Annotated in this window: 1 protein-coding gene; it reads left to right on the forward strand. The window is 52.4% G+C overall.

The window, feature by feature from the left end:
- A partial coding sequence (locus tag ACEYW6_RS36895; RefSeq protein WP_412983706.1) for a hypothetical protein occupies nt 1–206 on the forward strand: 206 nt, incomplete at both ends.

A 206-nucleotide genomic window follows, 5' to 3' on the forward strand; every position in this document is an offset into this window, starting at 1 on the left:
CTTGCTGCCACCAGAGAAATTCAGTCTGGGGAGAATCGCGCTAAAGCTCTGAGTGCCTTAGCTGACAAACTGCCATCAGAATTATTACCAGAGGCACTCGCCGCCGCCAGAGAAATTCGGTCTGGGGAAAATCGCGCTAAAGCTCTGAGTGCCTTAGCTGACAAACTGCCATCGGAATTATTCGCAGAGGCACTTGCTGCCACCAG

The organism is Nostoc sp. UIC 10607 (genome assembly GCF_047228265.1).
Lineage (GTDB): Bacteria > Cyanobacteriota > Cyanobacteriia > Cyanobacteriales > Nostocaceae > Nostoc > Nostoc foliaceum_A.